Consider the following 6467-nt stretch of genomic DNA (forward strand, 5'->3'; position numbering starts at 1 on the left):
ACATCATTACATCATTCCCGGCTTGCTCGGGCGGCCTTTGGCCGGCTTGGGCTCCGGCTTCTCGACGACCACGGCCTCCGTGGTGAGGTACATGGCGGCAATGGAAGCCGCATTTTGCAGGGCCAAGCGCACCACCTTGGCCGGGTCTACAATCCCGCGGGCAAACATGTCCACATACTCGGCGGTCAGGGCGTCGAGGCCGTAGGGCATCTCTTGCTCCAGAACCTTTTCCACCGCTATTGATCCCTCCAGCCCAGCGTTGTGGGCAATCTGATAGAGCGGCGCCCGCACGGCCTGGTAGACGATGTCTGCCCCCACCTGCTCTTCGGCATTCAACTTGGCCTTAAAGTCTGGGATCCCCTTGGAAAGGTGGAGCAGTGTCACCCCCCCGCCAGGGACGATCCCTTCCTCCACGGCTGCTCGCGTGGCGTTGAGAGCATCTTCAATGCGCAGCTTGCGGTCTTTGAGCTCGGTCTCGGTGGCAGCTCCCACCTTGATGACCGCCACTCCGCCAACCAGCTTGGCAATTCGCTCCTGCAACTTCTCGCGGTCGTACTCAGAATCGGTGGTCTCCAGCTGCTTGCGGAGCTGAGCTACCCGCTTCTCTACGGCTGCCTTAGTACTGCCATCGGTAACAATGGTGGTCTTGTCGCGGGTAACCGTGATCTTGCGGGCCGACCCCAGCATGTCCAGAGTGACATTCTCCATCTTGACGCCAATTTCCTCCGAGATGAGCCGGCCCCCGGTGAGGATGGCAATGTCCTCCAGCATGGCCTTGCGCCGCTCCCCAAAGGAGGGAGCCTTCACCGCCACCGCATTCAACACTCCCCGCAGCTTGTTGACCACTAGAGTAGCCAGGGCTTCTCCCTCCACATCTTCGGCAATCACCAGTAAGGGCCGCCCCTCCCGGGCCAGCCGCTCCAGCAGAGGCACCAGCTCCTGCACGTTGGAGAGCTTGTTGCTCGTGATGAGCAGATAGGCGTTTTCGTATTCCGCTACCATCCGCTCGGTATCGGTGATGAAGTAGGGAGAGATGTAGCCGCGGTCAAACTGCATTCCCTCCACTACTTCCAACTGGGTTTCCATCGACTTGGACTCTTCGACCGTGATCACCCCCTCTCGCCCCACCGCATCCATGGCCTTGGCGATCATCTCGCCTACCTCGCTGTCGTTACCGGCAGAGATAGTGGCCACCTCGGTGATGGTCTTGCGATCCTCCACCCGTTTGGCCTGGGCGGCAATCTTCTCCACCAGGTAGGCGGTGGTCTTTTCAATGCCGCGCCGCAGGGCTACAGGGTTAGCTCCTGCCGCAACGTGCTTTAGCCCCTCCTGGATCATGCTCTGGGCCAGGATGGTGGCTGTACTGGTGCCATCCCCGGCCGCGTCGTTGGTTTTGCTGGCCACCTCCCGCATCAACTGGGCACCGGCATTTTTCAAGGGATTGGCCAACTCAATTTCTTTAGCAATTGTTACTCCGTCGTTAACAATCTGAGGAGCGCCAAATTTCTTCTCTAGAACCACATTGCGCCCCTTAGGGCCAATCGTAACCTTGACTGCGTTTGCTACTTGATTGATGCCCTCTTCTAGAGCCTTGCGAGCCTCTTCCTTAAACAAAATCTGCTTTGCCATAGAATCCCTGATCCTCGCTATCTCAACTAGCAACTAGGCCACTTGTTCTAAGTGCTACCGGGCAGAGCGGGATCCTGCGAGGTCGACAGCGATCCCTTCCCTTGGCTAGGTCAAGAGTTAGCACTCTGGAACCTCGAGTGCTAATCTAGCCCAAAGGCGGCAGCCTCAGCAAGATGGCCTGGATGCAGAGATAGCAGGCGGAAGCAGGGAACACTCACGAACTGTCGCTGATGAGGATGTCAGGAAACTGGGCTTGGGCTTCGCTAATGGGGCGGTCGCGCCCACCATTTTGCCAGTAGTTGATGAGCTCAGTGGCTTGGTTGAGCAAGTTGATGCGATCTTCTTCACTAATCCAGCTTTTGCTTTCCAGTTCAGCCTTAAGCTGTTCCCAAGCATCATCTCGGGGCCAGAAGAAGTAGCGGGTGAGAGGACTGCGGTTTTTGGCCACTACTTGATCCACTGCAATGGCCAAATCGTTTTGCAGCCACAAAGCTTTTAGGGCAAATTTCGGCAAGGCTTGTTTCTCCCTAGATAACGACAAGATACAAGCCCGACCTGAGCCGGGCAGAGTTCTATTGTAAACTACCCGTCCTCAGGTAGAAGGCGGTGCTCCCTCCCGGCTGGGTGGGGCTATTGAGGAGCTGGCCTAGCTCTGCCCTTTTTCTTGCGGAGCCTGAAGGGTAGGATGGGGGAGAGGAATGCCTACAGCCAGCTTTAATGGACGACAAGACCGCCCTAGAAACCCTCTCCGTGGTCATGACCACCGTGGGCTCCGAAGCCGACGCCCATCGCCTGGCCCACACCTTAGTGGCCGAGCGCTACGTGGCCTGTGCCCAGGTGCTGCCCCCGATTACCTCCTACTACCGCTGGCAGGGATCCCTGCAGACAGAGAAAGAATACTTGCTGCTGCTTAAGTTGCCCAGCAGTGCTTATCCCCGCCTGGAACAGCGGCTGCGGGAGCTCCACCCCTACCAGGAGCCGGAGATCCTGGCTCTGCCGGCTGCTCAGGTAAGCGCTACCTATCTGGCGTGGGCCCGAGAGCAGGTAGGCTAAGAAGAGCGGTACCCTCTCTAGCATGATTGCCCTCTACCCCGGCAGCTTCGACCCCATCACCTTTGGGCACCTCGACATCATCGAGCGGGCCAGCCGTCTGTTTTCCAAAGTCATCGTTGCAGTCCTGAGAAACCCCAACAAAACGCCTCTGTTTACTCCTGAGCAGCGGCAAGCCCAGATCCTCCTCTCTGTTGCCCACCTAAAAAACGTTGAGGTCGACACCTTTTCCGGCCTGACGGTGGCCTACGCCCGCCAGCGAGGGGCAAAAGTCATTGTGCGCGGCTTGCGGGTGCTATCTGACTTTGATGTCGAGCTGCAGATGGCCCACACCAACAAGCTCCTGGCTCCTGAGTTGGAAACCCTTTTCCTTGCTACTGCTAGCGAGCACAGCTTTGTCAGTAGCAGCTTAGTTAAGGAAGTGGCCAAGCTAGGCGGCCCCATTGACCACCTGGTACCCCCGCCGGTGGCTCAAGATCTGCGGGAGCGTTTCCCCTTAACTTGATCCGCTCTGTCCCCAACTACGAAAACAGGGCCTTGAGCTCTTGCAACGTCTTTCTCACCTTGGCCTGGGCAGCTTCCACCTCTGGTTGGTCGTAGGCTTTGGCGGCAAAGTCCAGTTCTTCCAAGCTGCGGCCCATTTCCTTGGCCAAGCGCAGCATCTCCCGCTTTTGCTGCTGGGGCAAGGTGTTTGCCAGGCTGGTTAGGGTCTTGCGGGTCAGGCCCATCGGCCCGTGAATGTAGGAGCGGATCTCCAGCCAATCCTCAGCGTCCACCAGGCTCTGCAGCCGCTCTACGTGTTGCTCTAGCTGCTGTAGCTCTCGGGGCAAGGCGGCAGCCGCCTGGACAGGAAGGGATCCCAGCCACAGGCCCAACGTTAGGATGGCAAGTAGCAGCAAACTGCGCCAGCGACGCATCATCCTCCACCTCCCACCTGTCTTCACCGGCTTGACTCTTGGCCATTACTTTCTCAGCAACCATATAGTGTACCTGTTGACTGCCCTCCAGCCCTTGGCCGCTCGGAGGAGAAAAGAGCAAATCGGTTAGCCTAGAACTGTAAAAGAATGTAAACGGCGCTCCCATGCAACGCATCATCCTCATGACTGGCAAGGGAGGGGTCGGCAAGACCTCGATGGCAGCGGCGACCGGCTGGCGTTGTGCCGAGCTTGGCCTAAAAACCCTGGTGCTGAGCACCGATCCGGCCCACTCCCTGGCCGACAGTTTCGACCAACCCTTGGGCCACGAGCCGGTGGAGGTCAAACCCAACCTCTGGGGAGCGGAGCTGGATGCCCTGCAGGAGCTGGAACTGAACTGGGGATCCGTCAAGGCCTACATCACGCAGGTGTTGCAGGCCCGCGGGCTGGACGGCGTGCAGGCGCAGGAGCTGGCGGTGCTGCCAGGGATGGACGAGATCTTTGCCCTGGTGCGGGTCAACCGCCACTACGACGAAGGCAAGTTCGATGTGCTCATCATCGACTCAGCCCCTACTGGCACGGCTTTGCGCCTCCTCAGCTTGCCCGATGTTTCCGGCTGGTACATGCGCAAGTTCTACAAACCTTTACAGGGGCTGGCGCGGGTGCTGCGCCCCATTGCCGAGCCGATTGTTAAAGGGCTAACCGGGATCCCCCTGCCAGATGACCAGGTGCTGGATGCCCCCTACGAGTTCTACCAGAAGATCGAGCGGCTAGAGCGCATCCTTACCGACAACCGCATCACCTCAGTGCGCCTGGTAACCAACCCCGAAAAAATGGTGATCAAGGAGTCCCTGCGGGCGCATGCCTACCTTAGCCTCTACGGCGTCGCCACCGATTTGGTGATCGCCAACCGCATTTTGCCAGAAGGGGTGGTGGATCCCTACTTTGCCGCCTGGAAGGCTGCCCAGCAGAAGTATCGCCAGCAGATCCACGAGGACTTTGCTCCTCTACCGGTGGTGGAGATCCCGCTTTACCCCGAGGAGCTGGTGGGGTGGGACGCCCTGGCCCGCCTGAAAAAGGATCTCTGGGGAGACCGCAACCCGGCGGAGGTGTTCTACGCTGAGCAGACAATGCAGGTGGTTACCGACAACGGCCAGTACCGCCTAGACCTCTACTTGCCCGGGATCCCCAAAGAGCAGGTGGAGCTGAGCAAAACTGGCGACGAGCTCAACATCCGCATTGGCAACCACCGCCGCAACCTGGTGTTGCCCCAGGCTCTAGCGGCCATGAAGCCGGCACGAGCCAAAATGGAAGAGGACTACCTGCGCATTCACTTTGCCGCCTGAGGGAGCTGCTAGCGGGGAGTACCTAACTGGCTGAGCGTTTTCTCTGGAGGCTGTGATGCACCATCCCGCGCATCCATCGCCAACCGTGGCCCCCATCCATGTGGTGGGCGGGGGGCTGGCAGGGACAGAAGCCGCCTGGCAAATCGCCCAACTGGGGGTGCCTGTTATCCTCTCGGAGATGCGCCCTGTGCGGCAAAGCCCGGCCCACCATACGGATCTACTGGGAGAGCTGGTGTGCAGCAATTCCTTCGGGGCCATAGCCAGCGATCGAGCGGCAGGGCTGCTTAAGGAAGAGCTGCGCCAACTGGGATCTCTGGTGATCGCCACCGCGGATCGCCACGCTGTGCCGGCAGGGGGGGCCCTAGCTGTGGATCGGGCTCGCTTTAGCCAGGCCCTAACAGAAGCCATTGCCAACCATCCTCTCATCACCCTGCGCCGGGAGGAGGTGACCGAGATCCCAGAAGGGATAGCCGTCCTCTGCACCGGCCCCCTGACCAGCAAGCCCCTAGCCAAGGCGCTGCAAGCCTTCACCGGCCTGGAGTACCTGAGCTTTTTTGACGCTTCCAGCCCCATTGTTACCGGGGATTCCCTCAACCGCACAGTGGTGTTTCAGGCTTCTCGCTACGACAGAGGAGAGGCGGCCTACCTCAACTGCCCTATGACAGAGGTGGAGTACGAGCGCTTCTGGCAGGCGCTGGTGGAGGCAGAACAGGTGCCCCTTAAGGATTTTGAAAAAGAGGAGCGCAAGTTCTTCGAGGGCTGCCTGCCCATTGAAGAAATGGCCCGCCGCGGCAAAGACACCCTCCGCTTTGGACCCTTGAAGCCGGTGGGGCTGGTGGATCCCCGCACGGGATCCCGGCCCTATGCGGTGGTGCAGCTACGCCAGGAGGACAGAGCAGGCAAGCTGTGGAACCTGGTGGGCTTTCAGACCAATTTGAAGTGGGGAGAACAGCAGCGGGTCTTTCGCCTCATCCCCGGCCTGGAAGCAGCGGAGTTTGTCCGCTTTGGCGTGATGCACCGCAATACCTTTTTGAACTCGCCGCAGCTTTTGCTGCCTACGTTGCAATTTCGCCGCCGTCCGACCCTGTTGGCTGCCGGCCAGTTGGTGGGCACTGAAGGCTACGCCTGCGCCGTGGCGGGGGGGTGGCTGGCCGGACAGAACGCCGCCCGCCTGGCTCTGGGGCTGCCTTTGATCACGTTGCCGCCGGAGACGATGATGGGATCCCTGTTTCAGTTCATCAGCAGCGCCGATCCCAAGTACTTCCAGCCCATGCCAGCCAATTTTGGCCTCTTGCCGGAGCTGGAGGGGCAAAAGGTTCGCAGCAAACAAGAGCGCTATGGTCGTTACCGGGATCGCGCCTTGGCTGCTTTGGCGGCAACGGGGCTGGTGCGCCAGGTGCAAACTGCCTGAGTTCCTTACCCTCCAAGCGCAAACGGCTGGCTAGCCTGGATTGACATACTCCCCGCCCTAAAGGGCATTCGCGACAGCGGGCCGTAGGCCGGGGATTCTCGTTCTTGGTTCCACGAG

The 6467-nt window shown here is 59.7% G+C and carries 7 protein-coding genes; 4 read left to right on the forward strand and 3 right to left on the reverse strand.

Features of this window, described 5'->3' with window-relative positions; translation table 11 throughout:
• Positions 1–6: 6 nt before the first annotated feature.
• Entirely contained in the window at positions 7–1629 is a 1623-nt protein-coding gene (gene groL / locus NW833_RS06720) for a chaperonin GroEL (protein ID WP_414411951.1), read from the reverse strand.
• Positions 1630–1843: 214 nt separating this feature from the next.
• Positions 1844–2173 carry a 30S ribosomal protein PSRP-3 gene (locus NW833_RS06725; RefSeq protein ID WP_414396119.1) on the reverse strand — a complete coding sequence of 110 codons (330 nt, stop codon included), beginning with the start codon at positions 2171–2173 and terminating at the stop codon, positions 1844–1846.
• Positions 2174–2346: 173 nt separating this feature from the next.
• Between NW833_RS06725 and cutA the strand changes: the two genes are divergently transcribed.
• Positions 2347–2682, forward strand: a complete 336-nt coding sequence (gene cutA, locus NW833_RS06730) for a divalent-cation tolerance protein CutA (protein ID WP_414396099.1) — start codon at positions 2347–2349, stop codon at positions 2680–2682.
• A gap of 22 nt (positions 2683–2704) precedes the next feature.
• Positions 2705–3184 (forward strand): pantetheine-phosphate adenylyltransferase, encoded by a 480-nt coding sequence (gene coaD, locus NW833_RS06735; protein WP_414411952.1) that lies wholly within the window; start codon positions 2705–2707, stop codon positions 3182–3184.
• Between the two features lie 16 nt (positions 3185–3200).
• Here the strand turns inward: coaD and psbQ are convergent, their stop codons facing one another.
• Entirely contained in the window at positions 3201–3599 is a 399-nt protein-coding gene (gene psbQ, locus NW833_RS06740; RefSeq protein ID WP_414396100.1) for a photosystem II protein PsbQ, read from the reverse strand.
• A gap of 161 nt (positions 3600–3760) precedes the next feature.
• Between psbQ and NW833_RS06745 the strand changes: the two genes are divergently transcribed.
• Complete coding sequence (locus tag NW833_RS06745; protein ID WP_414396102.1) at positions 3761–4939, forward strand: TRC40/GET3/ArsA family transport-energizing ATPase; 1179 nt, start codon at positions 3761–3763, stop codon at positions 4937–4939.
• Between the two features lie 55 nt (positions 4940–4994).
• A complete protein-coding gene (trmFO, locus tag NW833_RS06750) occupies positions 4995–6350 on the forward strand; it encodes an FADH(2)-oxidizing methylenetetrahydrofolate--tRNA-(uracil(54)-C(5))-methyltransferase TrmFO (RefSeq protein ID WP_414411953.1) in 1356 nt (451 codons plus the stop codon).
• Positions 6351–6467: the final 117 nt, after the last annotated feature.

Origin of the sequence: Synechococcus sp. O70.1 (assembly GCF_047462215.1) — a bacterium.
Taxonomy (GTDB): domain Bacteria; phylum Cyanobacteriota; class Cyanobacteriia; order Thermostichales; family Thermostichaceae; genus Thermostichus.

Excerpts from the sequence above, each read along its gene's own strand:
- groL (WP_414411951.1), bottom strand. The coding sequence starts at position 1,629 with ATGGCAAAGCAGATTTTGTTTAAGGAAGAGGCTCGCAAGGCTCTAGAA.
- cutA (WP_414396099.1), top strand. The coding sequence starts at position 2,347 with ATGGACGACAAGACCGCCCTAGAAACCCTCTCCGTGGTCATGACCACC.
- coaD (WP_414411952.1), top strand. The coding sequence starts at position 2,705 with ATGATTGCCCTCTACCCCGGCAGCTTCGACCCCATCACCTTTGGGCAC.
- psbQ (WP_414396100.1), bottom strand. The coding sequence starts at position 3,599 with ATGATGCGTCGCTGGCGCAGTTTGCTGCTACTTGCCATCCTAACGTTG.
- NW833_RS06745 (WP_414396102.1), top strand. The coding sequence starts at position 3,761 with ATGCAACGCATCATCCTCATGACTGGCAAGGGAGGGGTCGGCAAGACC.
- trmFO (WP_414411953.1), top strand. The coding sequence starts at position 4,995 with ATGCACCATCCCGCGCATCCATCGCCAACCGTGGCCCCCATCCATGTG.